General features: G+C 70.7%; 20 protein-coding genes and 1 pseudogene. 11 read left to right on the top strand and 10 right to left on the bottom strand.

The genetic code is table 11. From position 1 onward, the window contains the following. The first annotated feature begins 22 nt into the window (after positions 1 to 22). From ACWGR4_RS30475 to ACWGR4_RS30460, 4 genes are all read left to right on the top strand, one after another. Positions 23 to 460, top strand: a complete 438-nt coding sequence (locus tag ACWGR4_RS30475; protein ID WP_452129484.1) for a hypothetical protein — start codon at positions 23 to 25, stop codon at positions 458 to 460. 312 nt (positions 461 to 772) lie between these two features. After that, positions 773 to 1,231, top strand: a complete 459-nt coding sequence (locus tag ACWGR4_RS30470; RefSeq protein ID WP_452129485.1) for a hypothetical protein — start codon at positions 773 to 775, stop codon at positions 1,229 to 1,231. A gap of 15 nt (positions 1,232 to 1,246) precedes the next feature. Beyond that, entirely contained in the window at positions 1,247 to 1,795 is a 549-nt protein-coding gene (locus ACWGR4_RS30465; protein WP_452129486.1) for a hypothetical protein, read from the top strand. A gap of 40 nt (positions 1,796 to 1,835) precedes the next feature. Next, complete coding sequence (locus tag ACWGR4_RS30460; protein WP_452129487.1) at positions 1,836 to 2,267, top strand: hypothetical protein; 432 nt, start codon at positions 1,836 to 1,838, stop codon at positions 2,265 to 2,267. 270 nt (positions 2,268 to 2,537) lie between these two features. On the opposite strand, the gene ACWGR4_RS30455 is transcribed toward ACWGR4_RS30460, so the two are convergent. From ACWGR4_RS30455 to ACWGR4_RS30435, 5 genes and pseudogenes are all read right to left on the bottom strand, one after another. After that, positions 2,538 to 2,987, bottom strand: a complete 450-nt coding sequence (locus ACWGR4_RS30455; RefSeq protein WP_452129488.1) for a hypothetical protein — start codon at positions 2,985 to 2,987, stop codon at positions 2,538 to 2,540. Positions 2,988 to 3,135: 148 nt separating this feature from the next. Next, positions 3,136 to 3,318 (bottom strand): annotated as a pseudogene (locus ACWGR4_RS30450) (IS5 family transposase); the annotation flags it as partial. Between the two features lie 16 nt (positions 3,319 to 3,334). Beyond that, positions 3,335 to 3,754, bottom strand: coding sequence for a hypothetical protein (locus ACWGR4_RS30445; protein WP_452129489.1), 420 nt, complete (start codon positions 3,752 to 3,754; stop codon positions 3,335 to 3,337). Next, on the bottom strand, positions 3,751 to 5,208 hold the full coding sequence (locus ACWGR4_RS30440) for a serine/threonine-protein kinase (protein WP_452129490.1): 1,458 nt from the start codon (positions 5,206 to 5,208) through the stop codon (positions 3,751 to 3,753). The genes ACWGR4_RS30445 and ACWGR4_RS30440 overlap by 4 nt, the downstream gene beginning before the upstream one ends. 421 nt (positions 5,209 to 5,629) lie before the next feature. Next, a complete protein-coding gene (locus ACWGR4_RS30435) occupies positions 5,630 to 6,169 on the bottom strand; it encodes a hypothetical protein (RefSeq protein ID WP_452129491.1) in 540 nt (179 codons plus the stop codon). Positions 6,170 to 6,378: 209 nt separating this feature from the next. Between ACWGR4_RS30435 and ACWGR4_RS30430 the strand changes: the two genes are divergently transcribed. From ACWGR4_RS30430 to ACWGR4_RS30420, 3 genes are all read left to right on the top strand, one after another. Beyond that, positions 6,379 to 8,898 carry a DnaB-like helicase C-terminal domain-containing protein gene (locus tag ACWGR4_RS30430; protein WP_452129492.1) on the top strand — a complete coding sequence of 840 codons (2,520 nt, stop codon included), beginning with the start codon at positions 6,379 to 6,381 and terminating at the stop codon, positions 8,896 to 8,898. Between the two features lie 53 nt (positions 8,899 to 8,951). Then, positions 8,952 to 9,533 carry a transcriptional regulator gene (locus ACWGR4_RS30425; RefSeq protein WP_452129493.1) on the top strand — a complete coding sequence of 194 codons (582 nt, stop codon included), beginning with the start codon at positions 8,952 to 8,954 and terminating at the stop codon, positions 9,531 to 9,533. 223 nt (positions 9,534 to 9,756) lie between these two features. Then, the gene (locus ACWGR4_RS30420) at positions 9,757 to 10,194 is read left to right on the top strand and encodes a VOC family protein (RefSeq protein ID WP_452129494.1); all 438 of its coding nucleotides are present in this window, start codon (positions 9,757 to 9,759) and stop codon (positions 10,192 to 10,194) included. 522 nt (positions 10,195 to 10,716) lie between these two features. On the opposite strand, the gene ACWGR4_RS30415 is transcribed toward ACWGR4_RS30420, so the two are convergent. Next, on the bottom strand, positions 10,717 to 11,616 hold the full coding sequence (locus tag ACWGR4_RS30415) for a nucleotidyltransferase domain-containing protein (protein WP_452129495.1): 900 nt from the start codon (positions 11,614 to 11,616) through the stop codon (positions 10,717 to 10,719). An 803-nt stretch (positions 11,617 to 12,419) separates the two neighbouring features. Here ACWGR4_RS30415 and ACWGR4_RS30410 point away from each other — a divergent pair. After that, entirely contained in the window at positions 12,420 to 13,058 is a 639-nt protein-coding gene (locus ACWGR4_RS30410) for a hypothetical protein (protein ID WP_452129511.1), read from the top strand. A 70-nt stretch (positions 13,059 to 13,128) separates the two neighbouring features. On the opposite strand, the gene ACWGR4_RS30405 is transcribed toward ACWGR4_RS30410, so the two are convergent. Continuing rightward, positions 13,129 to 14,178 carry a hypothetical protein gene (locus tag ACWGR4_RS30405; protein WP_452129496.1) on the bottom strand — a complete coding sequence of 350 codons (1,050 nt, stop codon included), beginning with the start codon at positions 14,176 to 14,178 and terminating at the stop codon, positions 13,129 to 13,131. A 79-nt stretch (positions 14,179 to 14,257) separates the two neighbouring features. Between ACWGR4_RS30405 and ACWGR4_RS30400 the strand changes: the two genes are divergently transcribed. After that, positions 14,258 to 14,575 (top strand): hypothetical protein, encoded by a 318-nt coding sequence (locus ACWGR4_RS30400; RefSeq protein ID WP_452129497.1) that lies wholly within the window; start codon positions 14,258 to 14,260, stop codon positions 14,573 to 14,575. A gap of 477 nt (positions 14,576 to 15,052) precedes the next feature. Then, a complete protein-coding gene (locus ACWGR4_RS30395) occupies positions 15,053 to 16,135 on the top strand; it encodes a barstar family protein (RefSeq protein WP_452129498.1) in 1,083 nt (360 codons plus the stop codon). Between the two features lie 505 nt (positions 16,136 to 16,640). Here the strand turns inward: ACWGR4_RS30395 and ACWGR4_RS30390 are convergent. The 3 genes from ACWGR4_RS30390 to ACWGR4_RS30380 form a co-directional block, all read right to left on the bottom strand. Beyond that, positions 16,641 to 19,466 (bottom strand): Helicase associated domain protein, encoded by a 2,826-nt coding sequence (locus ACWGR4_RS30390; RefSeq protein ID WP_452129499.1) that lies wholly within the window; start codon positions 19,464 to 19,466, stop codon positions 16,641 to 16,643. A gap of 83 nt (positions 19,467 to 19,549) precedes the next feature. Continuing rightward, positions 19,550 to 19,921 (bottom strand): fic family toxin-antitoxin system, toxin component, encoded by a 372-nt coding sequence (locus ACWGR4_RS30385; protein ID WP_452129500.1) that lies wholly within the window; start codon positions 19,919 to 19,921, stop codon positions 19,550 to 19,552. Beyond that, positions 19,905 to 20,123, bottom strand: coding sequence for a hypothetical protein (locus ACWGR4_RS30380; protein ID WP_452129501.1), 219 nt, complete (start codon positions 20,121 to 20,123; stop codon positions 19,905 to 19,907). The genes ACWGR4_RS30385 and ACWGR4_RS30380 overlap by 17 nt, the downstream gene beginning before the upstream one ends. Positions 20,124 to 21,264: 1,141 nt before the next feature. On the opposite strand from ACWGR4_RS30380, the gene ACWGR4_RS30375 reads away from it, so the two are divergent. Next, the coding region (locus ACWGR4_RS30375; protein WP_452129502.1) for a hypothetical protein at positions 21,265 to 22,044 on the top strand (780 nt) is incomplete at its 3' end.

Here is a 22,044-nt window from a genome sequence, read left to right as displayed (position 1 = left end):
CTGGTATCGCACAATGGCCCGCATGTTTCCCGATGACACCTATCTGTCGAAACTCGGACGACTGACCTACTCCCTGGCCCTGATGGAGAGCACGGTCCTCGCACATCTGGCCCGACTGCCGGGATTGCCCCCGGCGTTGACCGCCCGCAAGCTCACCGGAAAGACCCTCGAGGCCATCGCCCGCGCCCTGACCGACCCCACCAACCTCGCGAAGGTCACCGAACCCGCCACCCGCGCCTACCTGGACACCGCCGGCGAGGAACTCACCACCGCCGCACGCGCCGGCCACGCCATCACCCACGCCCGCGCCGCAAACCCCGACGAACAACCCCGCCTGCACCGCCGACCCGACCACACCACCGCCGGCACCGACATCACCAGCAGCCGGCTCGACCACACCCAAACCGACCTGAACGACGCGCTGCGCCGCCTCGGCGACACGCCCCGCGCCGCCGCCTGACGGCCCGCGGCACAGGGCCCGTGCGCCAGGGCTGCGCAGGTGCCTTCCGCCCGGAAACACCACGGCCGTCCGGGCGGGGTGTGCCTACGCATCGGGCGTGGATGGCCGCCGGAACGGGTGCCGTTCGGGCGTAGGGTGCGCGCATCGTGAATGAGCCGGCGCACGGCAGCCGGTTCCACAGGTACGAAGGCGTGGCCGAGCACGGCCGGTTCCCGCGGCAGCGGCCCGGCGAAGGTCCATGGACGCCCGGGACATGAACGACCCACGTGGGGACCGCGGGGGTGTGACGCGGCTCGGAAGGAGAGGGTGCGGGTGGACGGCGATCTCGATGCGACGTCGTGGGTGCACGGGTGCGAGGGCCTGCGCGGGACCGAGCGGGACGTGCGCGTGGTCGTCGCGGGCATGCCGGTGGGGGTGCGGGCGGGGTTCGTGTACGAGCGGGTGCCGTGGGACCGCTTCGCCCACGCCTACGGCTCGGCCGCGGACGTGCCCGAACTCCTGGAGGGCCTGCGTTCCGGCGACGCGGCGGTGGCCGGCGACTGTCTGTCCTCGTTGGCGGGTTCGGTCTGTGATCAGGGCACCCGGTACGCCCCGGCGGCGTTGGCGGCACCGTTCCTGCTGCGGATCGCCGCGGACCGCACGACGCTCCCTCGGGTGGGCGTGCTCTACCTGGTCGCGGAGGCGGCACGCGACGGCTACCGCGGCGCCGCGCCGCGGGCGGGCCTGCTGCGGGTCGGCGGGGACCACACGCGCTTCGACACGGGCGCCTAACGGGAGGACTGGACCGTGCAGGCGGCACGCGCCGCGATCGCCACCGACGCGCACATCCCGATCGCGCTCCTGGACGACCCGGACCCACAGGTGCGGATGGGCGCGGCCTACGTCCTTTCCGCCGCTGCGCACCGTGCCGAGACAATCTCCGCCGCCCTGCACGAGCGCGTGCGCGGTGAGAGCGACCTGCGGGTGCGCGCGGGCCTGATCCAGGCGATCGCGCAACTGGCCCACCAACACCGGCACGAGGACGCCGCCGCCCTCACTCGCGCCCATTGGGCGAACCGGGCCCACGCGCTCGTGGTTTGTGCGAGCGCCGCGCTGGCGTGGCTGGGCCTGGTCGACGACCCCGCCCCCGACGACCTGTGCACCACCCTCGAGGCGATCCCCGCGGACGAACTCGACCGCATGGCGGGCGAATTGCCGTGGTTGCGGTCCCTCGCGCACCACGGCGGCGCCGGAGCGAAGGCGGTCCTGCGCAGGGTGCTCGACCCGAACATCCCTGCCACCGCCGACGATCCGCCGGTGCGGGAGCAGGGCTGCGCGAACGACCCACCCTTCTAAGCCGTGTATCGGAAGTGAATCTTGTACATAGGGTGTCGGCATGTCGCTGAGCCGCATAGTCCTCTCATCCGGACGTTCGATCGAGCTCACCGAGCTGCGCATGTCCTCGACCTATGGAGGGATGCTGGAGGGCTACCCGTGCAAGCCCGTCAACGACATGAAGGTCAGGAGCCTTCAGCGGCAGGCTGAACGTGCGTTTCCCTCCACGCCGGTCCATCTGATTCCCCCCTCCCGCGAGTACCCGGACCAGGCTGCCGGCGCCTTCGGCCCCGTCGAGGTGCTGCCCGCCGTGGCCTGCGTCGGCGCCTTCCGCTCGACAGCGGTCGCCCTTGAACTCGACCCGGTACTGCACCGTTCCGCTCTCACCGTGATCTGGTTCCAGACCGGCTTGGACGTCCCCTCGGGCAAGGACGCCGACCTTGTGCTGCGCAGCATTCGCTGGGAGGAACTGGCCCAGGACCACGAGCTCTAGCGACAGGTTCCGGTCACAGCCACTCGTTGACAACAGCGATCAGGACGGTCGCCTCGTAGCGGACTTCGAGCTTGTCGCGTCGCGATGCGACGGCGCGGTGCCTTTTGAGGCGGTTGATCCCGCACTCGACCGCGTGGCGCTTGCGGTAGTCCGCCGGATCGAAACGTGGTGGTTGGTCCGTGCGGGAGCCGAGCTTCCGGCGATTGCGGGCCTACGAGGGCGCACTCCACCTCGCGGCCATCGTGGTCTGGACGCGGAGCCGGGTTCGAGTCAGCGGGAGCTGTGCGCTGCTTGAAGGGCCGCCCGCTCCAGGACGGGGAACTCGTAGCCCCAGCGCCTCCGGTACCCGTCTGTCCCATGCTTGGAGAGAAGCTCCTCGATCATGGCCATGAAGGCTTTGACGAACGCCTTTGTTGGTACCCGACCTGCCCAGACCAGCCTCGCGTCCGACCACCAGGACGACGGCTCGTTCAAGTCCGCAAACTCCACTATCTGAACGAAGACCTCCTTCCCTGTCTGGTTGAAGAAGACTCTCGTCCCGCTCGGCTCGTCGACGAACGTCACGAAGGTCGCACTGCAACCGAGGAGCAGGGCCCGGACACCGCTCATGAACCCGGCCAGCACCTCAGGCCCTATGTACGAGGCGTGCACCTTCTGTTCGGCATCGTTCACCGACCACGACCACCTAGCCCACCCAGACCCGCCGAGCTTCCAGCGCATGCTCTGGTCATGCGCCGAAGAATCGTTGAATGAACCGTGAAGCATGCCTTCCCCCTGTGCCAAGCGATGCCGACCCTGGAAGTCGCCGAGTCGACCATGACTCGATCATGAGCACGACGATGTCACAGACGTATCTGAGAGACAGGCCCAGGCGCGGCTTGGTGGTGAATCCGCCGCGTGAGCGTCGCGGCCCGTGGTCTCCAGGCTCGGCGAAGGCGCCGCCCGGCGGTTCCTCCTGCGGGTCGCCCTGCCTTCGGGCTCCGGCCGCGTGCTGGTGGGCGCGGCAGACCGTGGAGTCGACGCTCGGGTCCCACGTGATCGCACCAAGCGACCGGCCAGGTTTGTGATCAAGGTTTCTCGGGCCGAGCGCGGAGGACCAGCGCCGCCAAGGCGGCGACTCCGCCGCCGAGCATGGCCGCCGCGGGAACGGCGGCATCGTGGTCGACGAAATACTTGGCCAGCCAGAGGTACCCGGCAAGGCCTCCGCTGCCGACGACGGCCCGCATCACCAACTGGGCCAGATCCATTCGGCGTCGATGGATCTGGTCGAGACACCATTGCCGGTGTTCCTCCGCCTGCCGTTCGAAATCCCGCTCGACCAACCGCAACACACGATCACCGGCACCCGGGACCACACGTTCCCAGACCTCCGCCTGCTCGGCCGCCGGGAGATCCCGATACACACGAGGCGCCTGGACGGACTCCTGCTGCGGGCTGGTGGGCACGACGATCGGCCCCGGATCCCCGGGCGGCGTCGCGGCGGTCACCGCTCACCTTCCCCGGCCTCGGTGGACGGATCATCGGGGGCGGACCTCCGCGGCGGTTGACCGAGCCGACGGTACGTACGACCCTGCACCGCCAGGACATTGCTCAGCGCCCGCTCGCGCGACGGTGGATCGCTGCCTCGATCGGGTAATGCCCCATGGTCGGCGACCACCTGGGGCGACAGGGGAAGCCACATGTCGAGCAGCCCACGCACGAACGCCTCCGGTCGAAGAGTCGACGTCGCGCCGCCGGGTCGCGGACTCGTGCGTCCCGGCGCGGCGACTGTCGGTTTTCGGGTTCGGTGCCTGCGGCGAACACCGGGGACCGCGCCGATCCCCAGAAGCGCCCACAGCGCGAGGAACCACCAGCCGTGCGCCGCCGGCAACGCACGCAGCAGCAGGAACAGAGCCGCCGTGATCGGGACGATGAACAGCACGGCCAGGAGGGGGTACGCCAACCGCCGGAGGGAGGAAGCCGTCGAACGCGGTCCGAACAAGCGCGATGCGGCTTGGACCGCAGCTCGCGGGAGCACCGTCGCTGGGAAACGAATCCGTACGTCCCACCAACCCAGACCCGCAGCGTGTGCACACGCGTCGGCCGACGGGGCGGCCCGGGGGAAGGACGGATGGGTGTCGGCCTCTCTCGAGTCGGCGTCGAGGAGTTCACGCAGTACGTACCGGACCTCCCCCGCAGACACGGGTCGACGGGCGGGGTCCTTCGCGAGCAGGTCCAGAACGAGGTCGTCCAGGGCCGGGGGAATCCCGGGTCGGATACGGCTCGGAGGTATCGGAGCGGGCGTGCGCGCGGCGCGCACGGCGGCGGTGATGGGGGTGTTACCCGGGAAAGGGTGTTGTCCCGTGAGGAGTTCGTAGAGCACGCATCCCAGCGAGTACAGGTCCGAGCGGGTGTCCGCAGAGGAGCCTTCGAACCGCTCGGGTGCCATGTACGCCGGCGTACCCACGATCCGGTCCGGTTCCGTCGCTGCCACGGATGTCGCGATACCGAAGTTGAAAAGCGTGATCCCACCCTCCGGAGCGAGCATGAGGTTGCCCGGCTTCAGATTCCGGTGCACTACCCCGACCGAGTGCACGACCTGCAACGCGGCAGCGATCTGTGCCGCCCAGTCCACTGCGGTGTCCACCTCCGGCGGACCTTCGCCGTCGAGGACGCTGCGCAGGTCCTGCCCGATCAGGAACTTCGTCACCACATACATGGTGTCGTCGTCGGAAGTGCGGCCCAGGTCGAACACCTTCTCAACACCCGCGTGGTTCAGCCCGCCGAGGGCCCGGAAGATCTCCCTTTGCGTGCCGGAGGTGTCCCGCCCCTCGTTCCTCAACACTCGGACCGCGACACGATGATTGAGCACCTGATCCCGTGCCGCCCACACCGCCGTCGTACCACTGTGACCGAGCAGCACGACCAACTCGTAACGGCCACCCAAGACCCACTTGTTCATGGCCGACCCCCCGGTTCGTCACCCGGTGCTCATCACGCTTGGTCCGCCCTTGCGAATCCACACCAACCATCCCACGCCCGACCCGCGGCAGGACGAAAGAATCAGGATTCCGACGTCGTTGTGTGCCTCGAACCGCAGGGCCCCTTCGACTGACGACACCAGCCCACGCCCGAACGTGGGCGAGCAGAGCGTAGGCCTGGACCGTCGGTACACGACCCGGGCGCGAACGGGGGTCCTACGGCACGGCACGAACCGCCTGGGGGGATCGGGGGGCGGCGGAACGCCCCCGATGGCGCGCCCCGCGTGCCATGGCGCCGGCAGGCGATACGAAACGGCGGCCGCCGCAGGCGCGGGTGCGTGCCGCGCGGCCGGTCGCCATTGCGGATGTCGGCGGGCCGGGCGTGGCGGAGCCGGGGGTGTTTCAGGCGGGTGCGGTGCGGTCGTGGAGTGCGGCGTCGATCCAGGGGGTGTCGGGGGAGATGTGCCACAAGGCGGCGACCATGGCTTTGAGTTCGTCGGGTGGGCCGTCCCGTTTGGTGGTGGTCCAGGCGATCGGCAGGCCGATGATGTTGTCCATCCATCGGCCGCCGCATCGGGTGTCGAGGCCGGTGCGGCGGCGGTATTCGGGGGTGGCGACGATGCCGACCCAGTGGCTGCCGTCGCGCACCTGCCAGGACACCATCGCCTCCACGTCCGCCCACGCCACCCGCCGAGGGCGCCACACCCCTCGGGACACGGCGACGCCCTCGGCGTCCATGCGCAGCGCCACCGGCGCGATCCGGGGCGCGGCCGCCGCGAGGAGCCCGGCCGACCCGAAGAGCCCCCAGCCCGCGATTGCCACGCCGAGCGGAATGCCGGGTACGAACATCAACGCGCAGACGCCGATCGCCATCGCGATCATCTTCGTGTTGTTCCGGGTCCGGCGAAGACGCAACTCGAACGGCGGTGCGATGGACGGCATTCCCCTATGCTCCCGCAGCCGTCCGCTGTACCGAACCGGGGAAGACCATCACAGCCACAGCCCACACCGACCACCGGTCCGCCGCCTCGAGGCGTGCTCCGGCCGCGCATGTTTCCGCCGCCGTGCGACGGCCCACAAGTCGGCAGGTTTTCGCGTCGGATCGCGGTAGGATCGAGAGGGAAGAGGCTGGGAAGGAAGTGGTCGGGCGCATGAGCGAGGGATCGCGCGGGTCGGACGAGAACGCGCCCACGACGCCCGCCCCATACTCCACACCCGGGCCCGGGTCCGGCGGGGATGTCGGGTCGGCGTTCGGTGTGGAGGAAGTCCGCAAGCGATGGGCGCGGGTGGTCGCCGACGCCGCCGCCGGAGCGCGCATCGTGATCCACGCCCCCCACGGCGTACGCGCCGTACTCACCGCGCCGACGCCGGAGGTGATCGCCGCACAGGGGGAGTTGCCCGCGTTCACGATGACCGACGCCCGACAGCACCTGGGCAACCTGGTGCGCGCCGCCGCCGCGGGCACCCCGCAACTCCTGCTGCGCTACCGCACCGTCCACGCCCAGATCACCCACCTCGCCACCGCACCGGCCCCCGAGGACACACCCACGGCCGCAACCACCCCGCCGCCGGCCGCCGCAGCCCCGACCCCACCGCCTTCGGCCGGCACGCCCCCGGACACCGACGACCCCGCGCCGGGGCGGCCGGCCGCGAAGGCCGGGCGCAGGGTGGCGGGGTTCGCGACGGCGTTGGGGGAGGCGACCGCCGCCCGCCGCCGCGCGGTCTCGTTCGGCCCCACCACCCTGGACGAGGCCACCGGCGGCGGGGCGCTGCCCGGCCGCCTGGTGGTGGTCGTCGGCGCGCCCGGCACCGGCGCGGGCCTGCTCGCGGCGGGCACCGTGTTGTCCGCGACCCTGGCCCCCGCCGACGACCCCGACACACCCCACGCCGTGCTGTCCTGCACACCCGGCCGCCCCCGCGCCGACGTCGCCGCCCGCCTGACCGCAGCCGCCGCCGGGGTCGACCACCGCCGGCTGCGCGCGGGCACCCTCACCGACATCGAACGCGCCGCGGCCGACGCCGCGTCGACGCGACTGGCCGCCGGGGGACTACTCCTGGACGACGGCACCGACCTGACCCCCGACCTGCTCCACGCCACCGCCACCGACATCGCGGGCCTGATCCTGGTCGCCGTGGACCCGCTCAACCATCTCGTCCGCCCCACCGCCGGCGCCGGGTGCTCCGGCCCCGATGTCCGGGAAGCCGTGGGCGCGTTGCGCCGGTTGGCGGCGGAGTTGGACGTACCGGTGGTGGCCGCGTGGGAGACGAGCGCGGGCGAAGGCCCCGAGGTCGCGGCGGCGTTGGCCGAGGCCGACACCGTGGTCCACCTGACACGCGAGGGCGAACTCGCGTTCGCGATCGTCACGGAACGCGACCTCGGCCCGATCGCCGAAGCCGCACTACGCGCCGACCTCGCCCACGTCCGCTTCACCGACCCCCCGCCCACCCCCACCGGCCCTACGCCCACCGACCCGACGGCACCCGTCGACACCGCCCTGCCCGACAGCACCTCACCCCCCGCCTCCACGCCTCGCGAGCAGGCCGGGGATCGCAAAGACTTCACCGCCGCCGACGTAACGGCCACCGCACCCACCACGGCCACCGCGCCCGCACGCGCGAGCAACCGCCCCGCGCCCACCGCGTCGAAGACCCCGGTCCCATCGAAGGCGCGCCGTGTCGTGCCGGACACCGACGAGGACCCCCTGCCCGGTGCGATCGCAGGCGCTGTCGCGCAGGAACTCGCCGCCGCCCAGGGCGACATCACCGCGGCGAGCGAGGCGTTGGCCCGCCGGGCCATTCCGGACGTGATGGATCTCCTGCGCCTGTCCCGGGCCGGGTCCCGCTACGAACACACGTGGTACCCGCCCCTGCCGGATTTGCTGCGCAAACACAGGAAGGAGGACTCCGACGCGGTATGGGAGGCCCGCCCCAAGTGGCGCAACGGGCACCTCCCCGCCGGCGATCACGAGGTGGTCACGCTGGACATGAACGCCGCCTACCTGTCCGCGCTCAAGGCCCACCTGCCGATCGGTCCCCTCGAACACCGTACGGGCCCCGACCTCGACGACCACGACGGACCCCGAGGCCGCAAACGCCGTCGCGCCGGCATCTACCTTGTCGACCCCCCCGCCTGGCACCATGACGATCTCCCGAACCCGCTCGGCGACCGGGACGAGCCCGGCCCGCTGTGGATCACCGACCCCACCCTGCGACTCCTCCTGCGCTGCGCCTCGCCCACCTACGGCAACCTGTGCGAGGAACCGCAGATCCTGGAGTCCTGGACAGCGGTGGCGACCGAGAACCTCCTGGAGCGGTTGCGGACCGCGTTGCGCGACGCCCGCGACGCGGCGATCGCCGAGGGCGACGACGTGACATTGGACTATGTGAAGCAGATGTACGCCAAACTCGTGTCCACGATGGGCGGCTCCAACTACAACCGGGAGATCAACCGCCCCGACTGGATGCACATCATCCGCTCCCAGGCGTTCTCCAACCTGTGGGTCAAGGCCTTCAAGGCCCACCAGGGCGGTCTCGCCGTGGTGCGGGTGATGGGCACGGACGAGCTCCACCTCACCGGCGGCGACTGGCGCACCGTCTTCACCGAGGGCCGCGGCGTCGGCGACGTCAAGATCAAGGACACGTACATCCTCCAGACCAAGGACAAGAGTTGACCGCCGATCCCACCGAGCCCGCCCCCGCCTCGCCCGAGAGGAACTGACCGCGGATGCCTTACCGCTCCCTGGAGCCCGGCAAATACGGGATGCGCGGCACCCGCGCCTCCGCGCTGGCCGCCGAGCGCCTGGACGAACTCGCCGACGGCATCACCTCACCCGTCGACACCGAACGCGGCCTCGCCGCCCGCCTGCGCTACCTCACCGCCTCCACCGCCGGCTACACCGCCATGGACACCGCCGGCATCACCGTCACACCCCGCACCCTCGCCGCCTGGCTCGCCGAGGACCAGACCCCCAACCGGGCGAACCTGCGCCGGATCGATGCGGCCTATCGCGACCTGCGCCGGCGCAACGTAGCGCGTTCGTTGACTCGTCGCCTGAACAACAACGGTCGCGGCACCCGCGTCGAACTGCACCCCCACGACCAGTCCGGTGTACGCGAACCGCACCGCCGAGCGGGCGTGGCCGGGCACCGCAGCGTCAACGTCCGCCGCTGGGACGCCATCGTGCGTGCCTGGGCGGCCGGCGACGAACGAACGCTGGACGACCTGTGGACCGACGAGGTGTTGGCCGATCTGGGTTCGGACTGGGGCGGTTTCGAGTTCGCTTCCGGGGTCGGATTCGCAGCCTAGTCAACTGTAGGGTCTCAGCCGCCGTGGCACAGTCTCACGCTCGATGGCACAACGATGGCATTTATGCCGCCGTTCTGAGACTCGCCGGTCAGATCCATCCGTCGTTCGGGTAAGTGAATTCTGGTCCGCTTCGCTTCGCGGTGCAATGAGGGCTCATCGGCGACGCGGGCGCCTAAATTCAGGGGTGCGCGGTAGCGTCGCTGTCTTTGACTGAGGAGGCCGCATGGCGACCGGGTGGAGCTTGACGATCGACTGCCCGCGACCGGCGGAGTTGGCCCAGTTTTGGGCGCTGGCGTTGGGTTATGTGGAGAAGCCGGCGCCCACGGGGTTCGGGAGTTGGGAGGAATGGTTCACGCACCATGGGATCCCGGAGGACGAGTGGGACGAGGGTGCCTATCTCTCGGATCCGGACGGGGCGGGTCCCAACCTTGCGTTTCTGCAGGTTCCGGAGCCGAAGGTGGTGAAGAACCGGCTGCACTTGGACGTGCAGGTCGGCGGCGGCCGTGGAACGCCGTGGGAGGTCCGGTGGCCACGTGTGGTGGAAGCGGTGGAGCGGTTGACTGCCGCAGGTGCGACCGTGGTGCGTGAGGACGAGATGCAGGGCAGGCCCGATCACGTGGTGATGGCGGACCCGGAAGGCAACGAGTTCTGCCTGGTCTGACGGATGTCGGCCGGATGTGCCACGAATCCGAGACAGAGGCCGTGTGGCGTTGCTGTGACCGCGAGGAAGTCGCTGGTCGGAAGCCCGGTCTGTGTCATGCGCGTTGAGACCCTACAAACTGATCAGTTGGTCGGGGGTTCGAAATACCCGAAGGGTGGGCACCTGCCGGTCGCTTGGCCACGAACCCGAGACTGGCCGGTCGCAGCGTCGAACGCCATCACCCGCAAGAGTGAACGATGGCCTGCCGAAGGCCGACAGCGCCCAGGCGGGTGAGACCGAGCGACCGGCCACGGCCCGAGCCGGCGAGTGCTCGGCCGGCCGTGCCCTACGCCGTCCGCCGCGCCGGCCGCGATCGACAGTGCGGGCGGGCCCGCGTGGTCGGCGCATCACCTCGCAGGGACGCGCACCATCGCGTTTCGCGCGTTTCCTCCCCTACGGGGATTCACCGTTCGTCGAGGTGTTCGCCGATCACGGCGTCCACGTCGGATGGACCATCGTGGCATCCGGCGAGTGGGCCGGGCCTCACTTGCGTGGGGTCACGGCGTGTGGTCCCGGTCGGATCATCAGGGCCGTCAACGGGCGGGTTCGGGTGGGCTGGACGACTTCGAGCCAGGCCTTCCCGCGGGGGACGCGGTGGGGGATGCCGGAGTAGCCGCGCCACTTCCAGTTGATCCACCAGCGTGCGTCACTCCGGTGCCCGGCGAGGCGCCGCAGGGTGGGCAGGCGTTGGCCGGCCAGGTCGACGTCGTCGAGGTCCGCCCCGAGGGCGAGCAGGTGGGACAGGCCCGCCAGGGCCGCGCGGCGCAGTGGGCTGTCATCGTTCCACCGTCGATCGACGGCCCACCGCAGGTGCGGGTCCGCGAGCAGGGCGGTGTCCTGGGGGACGTCCGAGAGCGGGATCCGGGCGATGTCGACGAGTCCCCGTTGCCGCCAGGCGATCAGTTCCGCGCGCACCGGGCGGGGGATGTGACGGTCGAGGCCGGTGAACGCGTCGATCATGTCGTGGCGTTCGGCGCGGCCCGCGGCCGGGTCCTCGGCGATGGAGTGCAGGACGGTCAGGGCCTGCGCGAGCGTGTCGCCGCGTTGCCACAGCGACAGCATGGCCGTGCCTTCGACCCGGAGTTGTTCCCGCGCGTGGTCCTCGAACTGGAACTGCAACCCGCGCGATGTCCCGGCGAGCGCGTGGCGCAGCGGGGCGTAGGGGTTGGCGCGGCCGGAGAGGATCGCTTCGACGACCGCCTGCCGCATCTGTTCGTCGCGTTCGAAACGCACGGCCACGTCGACGTCGTGCGGCTCGCGGGCGCCCCGGGCGAAGCTCCCGAAGACCCAGACCTGTTGCACCAGGCTGATCGGCCAAGTTTGGTCCGCGTCGAGCCGGCCGAGCATCCGTTCGACCAGTTCGACGGCCCGTGCACGCTTCACGTTCGTCTTCCTCGCATCGGCACCAGTGTAGGTGCGTCGGCGTCCGCCCTCGGACCGTCGCCGGGGCTTCGACCCGTCGGATTCGCCGTCCCGACCCGCCCACCCGCAGGCGGATGGCCGACACGCGCCGGTACCGCGCCGATCATGGGGGCCACCGTGGATGTCGCGGGATCACGGCGACCGCACAGCCGAAGAATGGCAGGACGCGGTCGCCATGCTCCTCGAAGCCCGGCGCACACTCGCCGACTGGGTCGTGTCCGGCCGCGTGGAGGAGCACGACCGCTGCATCGTCGGGCAGCAGACGCATTCCACCGCGCCGTCGTCGCGCGGCTTCGCGAACCACCGCCCCTGCGCGTCGACGGGGCCCACGAACTCGACCTGCGGGCCAGGGTCTGGAAATGGAAGGAGAACCTCCTGATCGGCACGTTCGACCTGTCGTTGTGCAAGGACCGGGACACCCCCGCCACCGCACTCCTGGACGGTCGTCAGGGTGAATCACCGCCGACCACTTCCACTCGTCACAGGAGCGGAGTACCGTTCCGGGTCCGTTGATCTTGGGAGGTGCCCCTGATGTGGGTGATCCGGGAATTCTTGTGGACGGTGTTGAGAACTGACCGTTGACCGTTTCGGAGGTGGTGCCCACGGATTTCTGGTGTCGGCGTACACCTCTGTATGCGCTCAGGGAGGTACAGCCGAACATGCCCGTCATGCTTGCTGTTCGGGCTGGATGGCGATGGGGTGCCCAGGCGTAAACGAGAGGTGGGGTGGGCGGGGAGTGGGGCACACTTCGCCGGGTGATCGTGATGCAGCCCGTGCTGGAGATGGATGTGCCCGACGACGACTTCGCCTTCTGGCCCGTCGCCGAGACGAAGCCCTTCGACTACCTTCCTCTCACCGGTGAGCTTTCTCCCGCCGAGGTCGGGACGGCGATGATGCGCATCGTCGGCTACAACGGCATCGGCCCCGACCCCGGGAAGGGCTTCCCACCCCCGCCGGCCGACCGACTCGGATCCTTCCTGCACGGGATGCTGACCTCCGAGGAACTCATCGTGGCGGGTGGCCTGCGCGTCGTGGACAGCTCCACGGGCGTCACGTTGCTGCCCGGCTGCTGCTGCGGGCTGGAGGGCTGGCGTGAGTGGCACGAGGTCGTCGACGGCGGCGACCGGCCTTGGCTCGGCCACGATCCGCAGCCGACCGCCGAGCGGTTCGGCGACACCGTCCGGCTGACCGTCAGGTCCGGGCAGAGCGACAGCCCGGTGATCGAGCTGTCCGCCTCCGAGCTCGGGCGGCTGCTGGTGGGCGTCGAGCGGGACTTGGCCGACTTCGTCGCGCTGGCGGCCGACTGGGCATCCCGGCACCTGCCCGGCCGCTCGGCCCCTTTGGCGGCTGCCCTTGCCCGCCTGCTCGATCTGCCGTGGCCGGCCGTGCCGCAGAGACGGTAGGACAAGGGGCCAGTCCCGCTGACCAGGCAGTGGGCAGACGGGCACCGGCATAGTCCTCACGTGAGCACGTTCACGTGTACTTGGTTGGGTACTGACGAGTACGCCGACACCTGGGTCGGTTGGTTCCACCAAGCCTTGTCCTGCTGTTGATGTTCGTGACCCCCTCGGCCGACTCCAGTGCTTCCTGCAGCCGTTCGCTCCGGAGGGCGAGGTACTGGATCTGCGCCGCAGCGAGGGCGAGCTGGGCGGTCAGGTCGCGGTTCCGGCGACGAAGCTTCGCGTTGCGTGCGACGAGCTTGTCGTGCGCGGTCGGGCCGCTTCGCGGGGTCGTAGGGGTGGCGCGGTGCTCGGAGATCTCTCGGGCGATCTCGGGATAGCGGCGGCGGAAGGTGGTGTTGGTCAGGTCGAGACGCCGGGCCAACAGGAGGACGCTGGGCTTGGTGTTGGTCTCGAGGCAGCCGGTAAGCACTTCTTGGAGGTGCTTGCGGACCAATGCGTCGGATAGGTCGGGGACTCTGCGGGTGATACCGGAACGGCCTCCCGCCCATTGGCCGTCAGGAACTTGACGACCTCGGTACGCCGGCTCCGTAGGAGTTCTCGGAGGCGGGGCGCCGGCATCGGCCTTGAGGCGAGACGCTCGTCGATGCGAGCGACCTCGCGCTGCCAGGCGGCAACGTTCTCCGGGGCGAGGGTTACGTTCCGGCAACTGTTGGAGGTGCGAGATCTCCTGGCTCCACGTGTCGCCGTCGACCCGTGGCCCGCGTGGGTCACGGCGCCGCCAATAGTGGTAGGCGGTGTGATCGTCCTCGGTCGCGTCCCGCCAGTCCTTCCCGCCGTGGCTCCGGTGCAGGAAGTTCAGCTTCCTGCAGAGGGCCGACGCCCGGTTGAGTTGGCTGTTGAGCGGGCCCTCCATGAGATTCACCTGATGGAAGTACGAGTTCAGGTCCGTGTCGTAGACGAAGCACGGCGACAACAGGTACGGCGTCCCGTCAGGAATGCCCAGGCCATCGAGCCAAAGCTCCCATTCATCCGGAGAAACTCGCAGGTGCCAGGGCTGCGGCTCAAGCTGCGGAAGGTCCCGCGAGGTGTAGTGAACCGACCAGGCGTCTTGTCTCAACACCTGCGGACCGTACAGCTATCGGTCACTGACCAAGCGCGCACAAGAATTCACCAACGACGAAGGCGTCACCTGCCGGGCCGTGATGACCGAGGAGGCCGCCGCGCGCTCCGACGAGGAACACCGCGCGATGTACCGCCGCCTCGAACCCGCCCTCCACGCCCCGCCCAACCCCGCCCTCGCAGCGGTCAACCGCACCCTCAACACCAACATGGACGCCTTCGTCCTCGAACGCCTCGAAGGCCTCCACACCCCCGGCCGACACGTCGGCCTCAACGACCTGGTCCCCGGCCTGCTGCGCCCCGACATCGACCCGCAACTCCCGGCGACGATGGACCTGTTGCTCGCCCGACAGATCGAGACCATCGCGGACCGGATCCGGCGCGGCGAGTCGACCTGAACCCGTCCGCGGGCAACCGGTCCTCCCCTCCTCCGGGGGTCCGCGCGACGCACGGAAACGGCCCCGAACCGCACCCCAAAAAAAGGGGGCGGTACCGGAGCCGTTCCGCGTCGCCCGCCGGCGGGAGCACGGCCCGCACACCATGCCGCGAGGCGAATGTGTGGACCCCGCGAACAGCGCCCGCTCAGCCTTCGGCAACACCCCCGCCGCGGCGGGCGATTCATCCGAACCACCCGGACGCGATCGCCCTGCGGGTACGCGGCCGTCCGAGACACGGATCCGACCCCTCAACGCGTCGGGCTCGTTGCGCCCGTCTCGGCGAAGTCGCCGGCCGGGCTCCGGGTGGACGGAAGGAGCGCAGGAGTCGGTGACGCCGATTCGTGGGCGTGCATGCCCACGAGTCCGGCGTCGACGGCCGTGGCGATGAGCGAGAACGCGCCCGGTGCGCCGCAACGGCGGGTCGGGCATCATTTCTTCGTGAACGAGGGAACGGATCATCCAAGTCGCCCCCGGTACACCCTTGTGGAGACCGAGCACGGTCATCTGCTGGGTGTGTGCTCTGTTGTGGAGGGGTTGTTCACCGATCCCGGGCCGGCGACGTACGAGCTGTTCGGCTGGGCCTCGGACGGCTCCGGGCCGCGGGGCTGGATCGGCAGCCGGGTGTGGCTGGTGCCGGACGACGACGCGCTCGACGCCTGGCGCCTGGACGATGCGGCGTTGGTGGACCACGGGCCAAGCGCGGACACTCTGGTGCTGACGGGCGTGGACGACCACATGGGCCCGCCCGAAGGACACCGCGGGACCGTCCGCGTGCACGACGAGTCCCGATGGTTGGGCTCCTGCCGCGAGTTCGCCCGCGTCCCGAGGTCGGAACGGCCGCTACCGCCGCTGGTGCTGCGCGGCCTCGCCCCGACCGACGAGCTGCGCGCGGTGCTCGCGAAGGGCACGCGCCTGGCCCGAGACCTGGACGAAGTCCTGCTGGAGATCCGTGACGACCGGGGTGAGCTGCTCGCGGCGCCCACACTGTGGACGACCGTCCAAGCCTGGCGGCCTTCCGCGCGCGGGGCCGACCTGATCGACCTGGAACTGGCCCGGTACCACACGCTGGTTCCCGAGCATGCCAGGCCGGTGTGGGAGGAGTGGTTCGGCGGGTCGCCGCACACTCCGAACACCTGGGCCGGCCTCGACACACGGCTCCGCGAGGCCTGGTTCGACCTGGTCCGGCACCGGGCCTGCATCCGTCGCCACAGCGACCGGCCTCCCGGACACGCCTACGAAATCGACGGCCGCCACGCCACGGATGAGCAGGGTCTCTACCTGGCGCTCGGGGAGGCGGTGAACGGCCCCGGCGGCTACTTCGGCGGCGACCCGCAAGCCCTCCGCGATTGCCTGGGGGGCACCTTCGGCTACACCCGCCCCGCGACCCTGCTCTGGCGAGACGCAGACACGGCGCGCACGCACCTGTCCCACGCCCTGTCACCCGACGGGCGGCCGTACGACTTCTTCGCCGAGGTTCTCGATGTCCTGGCCGCCGGCGGCATGCACGTCACCCTGGCGTGAACAGCACCTGCCGGATGCGGCAGGCGCCAACGGAACGAACGTTCGTCGACACGGCGCGGTCCCCGAGCCGGTGCCGCGCGGAGTCGATGCGGCTGCCGACGGACCAGCCGCCAACGTCGCGTCCAAGGCGCAGCGCCAGGAGCCGGTGCCGGTCTCGATGATGTTGCCGCCGAAGACGGTTCTTCCCCTCCACCGGGTCGCTCGTGCGACGAACGAGAAAGGCTCCGACCGCGCGTTGCCGCGGCCGAAGCCTTTCCCCGTCGACCCGCGCGAGGCACAGCCCGCACGACACGCCACGAGGCGAGTATGTGTGGACCCCACGCAGGGCACCCGCCCACCCTTGCACGACCCGGCCACCGACGCGGGCGGTTCACGGCAACGCGACGAACGCCATCGTCGATCGGAAGTCTCTCGCCGCGATCCTCACACCCATCGACCGGTGCCCGCGCGGTGATGCGACCCGTCCAGTCCAGCTGCCCACAGGGGGCTCCCCACCGCGAGCCCCCTACGCCCACCGCATCCCGAGCACGGTGAGGGCCTCGACGCGCTCCTGCGCCCAGGAATCGCGTCGTTGACGTGCGTTGGCGAGCGCCACGCCCAACTTCACGTGGTGCGTCTCGCCTCCCGCTTCGATGGTCTCGCTGTGTGTGCGGGGCACGGTCAGGTGTCCTTCACGGGTGGCGAACGCGCGTGCGGCGGTGAGCGTGAGCGTCCAGCGGTCCGCGTGCGACCCGCTCGCCCGTCGCGTCCGGCCCGTTGCGACGGAGGCGGCCTTGGCGACGCCCAGCACTCCCAGGGCGGCGCGCTGCGCTCGGGTCAGTTTCGTCCATTCGCGGCGTTGTTTGTCGAGCCAGGCGCCGACGTCGCCGCCGTCCATGGTGTGTCCGGGGGCGAGTTCGTCGAGGGTGCCGCCTTGTTCGAGGTGCAGTCGGACCAGGGAGAGCATGCGTTGCCAGGTCAGGGGCCATCCGGTGGGGTTCCATCCCGGGTCGATCCCGGAGAGGCGTTCCCAGCGGGCGCGCCATCGGTCGGGGTGCTTCCTGGTTGCCAGGGGGCGTCGGCAGTTGGCGAGGAACTGCCCGACGGGGTAGGCGTCGACGACCGCGGTCTTGGGGGCGGCGAGGTGGCCGTACCTCGCGTGGTAGGCGCGGCACATCGCCAGGCCGTTCTCGAACGCGTCGTCGTCGGCGCTCCACACCATGCCCAACGCGTCCAGCAGTTCGATGCGGCGCGGGCGCATCGTGCCGCCGGCTCGTGCGCGTCGTTGTTCGGCGATCCACGCCCCGACGGGGTGGGAGGTTCCCGATTCGGGGTCGTAGTCGACGGCGTCCAGGGGGACGCGCAGATCGCCGTGGGCGGTGTGCCGGCGGCGGGCGGCGAGGTAGCCCCGTCGCCAGTCCCGGCGTTCGGGGTCGATGACACGCAGCTTGACGAAGTCGGCGAGCAGCGCGGGGTCGTGCCCGGTCATGAACCGCACGAGGAACCGCTCCTCGACGTCCTCGCCCACACCGTCGCCTTCGGGGCCCGCGCTGGCGGTCTCGATGTCCTCCTCCTCGGCGGCCGGGGTGTCGTCGCCTGCGTCCTCGGTGTCGCCGTCCGCGTCGGCGTGGTCGACGAGCCGGTGGCGCCTGCCGCTGGGTGCGGGGGTGGCGAGCATGTCCAGGACGCGGCTGTCGTGGGCCGCGAGGGCGTGCAGGACACGGACGAGGAAGTGGTAGGAGTCGGAGAGCAGCATGTCGTCGGGCTTCTCGCCGGCGGCGAGGAAGATGGGCACGATGATGGTCGCGGTGCGGCCCTCGTGTGGTTCCTGGCGCAGGGCCCGGCCGATGGCTTGGACGATCTCGATCACGCTCAGTTTGGGGTCCATGAAGGCGACCGCGTCCGCGCGGAGGTCGACGCCTTCGGCGAGTACGCGCACGTTGGAGAGCACCGCCCGCCGGGTCACGACCCCACCCCGGTCGGGGAGTTCGAAGAGGGCGGCGGGTTCGGTCCGGTCGGTGTGGGCGGCGAAGTCGCCGAGCACCCGCCGCCGGTGCTCGGGCTCGTGTTCGCCGCACAACCAGTCCGCCCACACCGCCGCCGGGTACCGGTCGGGGTCCGTCCCGTGGAGCCGCTGCGCGACGGCGGGCAGGGTCTCCGCGCACGCCTGGGCCTCGGCCGTCCGGGCGTGGTAGGCGATCACCGTGCTCAACCCCTGGTCGGCCGCGACACGCAGCACCGCCGTCTGCAGGGCGGCCAGGCGCGCAGCCCGGTACTCCTCGACCTCCTCCAGGCCGCGCCGGCCCGGCCCCCGGTTGAGGTCGACACCGCCGGCCGCGGCCAGGCCCTGGACGGTGGGGTCGGCCACGTCGACCACGACGATCCGCGGCCTCGCGAGCAGACCCAGACGCACCCCGGCCGCGAGTTCCAGCCGATGGACGGTGGGGCCGAAGATCCGTTCGTCCTCCATCGACGCCACCGCGTGGATCGGCAGCGACGAATGGACCGGGCGTCCGCCGCGCACGCGCAACGGACGGGTGTCACCCTCGTCCTCGTCTTCCCGGCCGTCCTCGCCGTCGGTGGGCTCCGCGATCCCACCGGCCGGGACCGCTGCCCCCGGGTCCTCCCACGCCTCGTCTCCGGCGAGGACCGAGGGCCGCTCGGCCTCGCCTTCGCCGGTGCCCTCGCCGTACGTGCTGTTGCCGGGTGGTTCCCACACGCGCGGGGTCGCGGTCAGGTACAGCCGCCCCCCGGCCGGGAGCCGCTCGTCGTCGTGGACGGCCCCCCACTCCTTCCCCAGCCAACCACTCGTTCGATGCGCCTCGTCGACGCAGACCAGCCGCCACGGCGCCAACCGCAGCCCGTACACGCCCGCGTGGGCGTCCAGGATCGTCCCCAACGACTGGTAGGTGGCGTACACGGTCAGCGGCCCGTCCCGGTCCGCCCACAGGGCGAGTTGCGGCGCGCTGGTGGTCGCGCGTACCCCGGCGCCGCCCAACGCCCGGTCACCGGCCAGGGAGCAGACCGCGAGTTGGTTCCCGCCGACGCGCCCGGCCTTGTGCCAGGCCCGAACGGTCTGGACGAGGAGGTCGAGCGTGGGCACCAGGACCAGGACCCGGTCGTGCGCGGCGAGGGTGGCCGCCGCTCCGGCGGCGACCCAGGTCTTGCCGGTGCCGCATGCCATCACCGCGGTGGCCCGGCGTCCGCTGTACGGGGCGCTTGCGACCGCTTGCGGGTCGGGGTTCTCCAGTTCGCGGACGATCGCGGCGAGGGCGTCGCGTTGGTGAGGCCGGAGCGCCGGAGTCGTGTGGCGCGCTCGCCGGGGGATCGACGTGGGTGGGGGATTCCGCATCTTTCGTCTCCGGGAGCGAGGGGATTCGCGAGTATCGGGTGGGTCCGGGCCGCCCCGCCCGGCGTACGAGGGGTCGGGGGTGGTCAGGCGGGCCAGGAGCGCAGGAGGGCGGCGACGGAGTGGGCGCTGCAGTCTTCGCGGCGCAGCTCGTCGACGAGTCGGGTGATCCCTTCGGGCCCGGGTTTGACCGGCCGGCCGGACGCCTGGAGGTAGGCGACGGCTACCGCGACGGCGACCGTCATGTTCGAGCGCTCGAGCCAGTTCAGGCGACCCAGGGTGTGGGCGAGGGCGGCGGCGCGCGCGTGGACGCCGTCGTAGACGTCACGATCGAACAGGACCGCCTTGTGACGCTCGACCGCGGCCAGCGGCACCCCGAAATCGTCGGGGGAGGGATCCTGTTCGCCCGCCAGGCGCGCGATCTCCAGGATCCAGGTCAGGTCAACCGCGAGGTGCACGCGCCCGCTCCTCGATGAGATCGCCGTACTCCGCGATCACCTCGCGCGCGGACCCCACGAACGCCGCCCGCAGGGGGTCGGTGTCGCTGCGCACGAGGTGTTCGATGTATTGCTGCAGGGTCATGTGCCTGGTCTCGGCGGCCTGGCGGGCGGCGTCGGCCGCGTCCTCGTCCAGGCGCACGTTGAGTTGTGTTTTCGCCATACCCGAATGCTAGCAAATGCTAGCAGGCGTGTCCGGGTACCGACGAGACTGGCCACGGGCCGACCCGGACACCGAGGGGTCGTGGTCTACTCCGACGAATGGTCACCGGTCCCGCGCGGTGGCCTGCTTGCGCAGGACCGGCAGCGGCAGCGTCAGGTCGGGACGGTCCCGCAGTCGCCCGGGAGCAGGCCGGTGAGGTCGTCGACAGGGGTTCGGCGCGGAGCGGCTGGATGTCGACGTCGTCGGTGGTGACGACTTGGGTGAACCAGCGGGCGTACATGCGCGAATGCCCTGTTGCTCCTCGCGTTGGGCGGCTGCTCCATGCAGTGGCACCTCTCGTTGACCACGGTCGACAACCCGGTGCTTCTCTACGGCGCGGACGGCTGGGAACCCGGCCCGGGCGAGGGCCCATGACGGCCCGCGCCATGCGACGCCACTGCGCGGGTGACTGTGGACCCGGGTCGAGGGCGGCCACGTGCGGGACGAAGTCCTCGACCCCGGCCGGCCTCGTCGCCGCGGTCGCGCAGTCGTGCCCGGGGCTGCCGGGTTCTTCGACGGCGCCGGCCGCCTATGGCGGCGTTGATCCGGTCATGTGTCGGCCAGTTCCGGTCAGCTTCGCGCAGTGGGTTCCCGCCTGGTTGGTGGCGTGTCAGGATCACGTGTCCCCGCCGGCTCGGGGTGGGTGGTTCGGTGTGGGCGCGAGCCGGTTGGTCGGAGGCGTGTGTGCGATGCCCGGTGAGTGATTGCGGGTGTCGCGTGTGAGGCGGGGCGCGTCGAGGGTTGTGGGGTTGGGGCCTGCCCGGTGACGTGTGCGCAGGTCCTTGGGACGCACGACGACAAGGGGGACTCGTGGCGTTGTCCGAGAAGGCCGTGTTGCGGAGCGGCGGCGGTCGGGAGGAATTGCCCGGTGGCGCGGTCGGGGCACGACCGGTGGTTGCCGACGGCGCGTGCACCCGCGTCGATGCCTTCCGGAGCTCGGCCCAGTGCGCAGACGGGGGCGGGCCGGTCGGTGAGCACCGCGCGCGAATGGCTCGGCCGAGATGTGCCGCGGGGGGACGATCCCTCAAGGTCGACGACGGGAGCGTGGGGCCTTTCGGCGACCCGGGACGACCTGCCGTCGTCGGCGAAATGATTTCGTTCGTTGGCCGGCATCGTCGGCCGGGCTTGCTTGGGATTCGGCGGCTCGTGGACGCATGGCGTCTGTGACGAGTCGTGCCGGGTTCGTGCCATCCGTGCTCATCACCTCGACCCCATGGGGGACTTCATGGCCGACGCGACTCGCACCGCTGCTCCAGTACCGGGAACCGCGGACGGACTGCGCGGAGTCCTGAGCGCGATGCACGGCTCGGGGGTCGTCACGTTCTGGTTCCTGGGCCCGGAGGACGCCGACTGGAACCCGGCTCCCGGCCGCGAGTTCGACGTTTGCGACCTGGCGGCGGAGCCTGTGAAGGCGACGTGGGTGAAGGATGCTCCGGCCGGGGGGCCTTTGTTCTGCACGTTTTTCATCACGCACGAGTTCGATGGCGCGGCCGGTCGTTGGGTGGAGTTCTACTTTCAGGGTGGTGGTTCGTCGCCGGGTTTCTCCGTGCGGCGTGTGGTGGATCCTCCGGATTCGTTTCGCGGTCCGCTGTTCAAGAGTTTCGAGCACACGCGCGCGACTCCCTACGGGGGTCCTTCCGGGCGGGCCACCAGCCGTGAGGGAATGGCGGATCTCCTGGCCCGTCGGTACGCGCTCACCGATCGTGAGGCGTTTTGGTTCTGGGGCCCGCAGGACGCCGGTTTGGAGGTGATTCCCGGCCGTGAGTTCGTGGTCTGGGATCTGGCACCGGAGCCTGTGAAGGCGACGTGGGTGAAGGATGCTCCGGCCGGGGGGCCTTTGTTCTGCACGTTTTTCATCACGCACGAGTTCGATGGCGCGGCC

The sequence above is a fragment of the Embleya sp. NPDC055664 genome (assembly GCF_053618075.1).
Note: the sequence above shows the minus strand (reverse complement) of the source record. Positions and strands in the feature narration are given on the sequence as shown.